Annotated in this window: 1 protein-coding gene; it reads left to right on the forward strand. The window is 54.5% G+C overall.

What is annotated here, in order from left to right:
* A partial coding sequence (locus Q4563_RS20150; RefSeq protein ID WP_442903821.1) for a hypothetical protein occupies positions 1-268 on the forward strand: 268 nt, incomplete at both ends.

The following is a 268-nucleotide window of genomic DNA, read 5'->3' on the forward strand; positions in this document are numbered from 1 at the left end:
GATGACTCCTTGCCAGCCCTGAAAAAAGTACCGGATGAGCGTTATCAGCTGATTCTGCTGTCAGCGGTCTGGATGCATTTGTCCATTGCGCATCGGCCAGTCGCTTTGCGGCGACTGGTACAAATGCTGGCTGATACCGGTGTGATTGTGATGACCTTGCGCAGTGGTTCCGGAGATCCTGAACGGCCGATGTACCCGGTCAGTGCCGTTGAAGTCAGAGCCATTGCCAAGCCGCTGAAAATCTCGGTAGAAGAGTTGACCCCAAGAG

The sequence above is a fragment of the Gilvimarinus sp. 1_MG-2023 genome, from assembly GCF_030548285.1.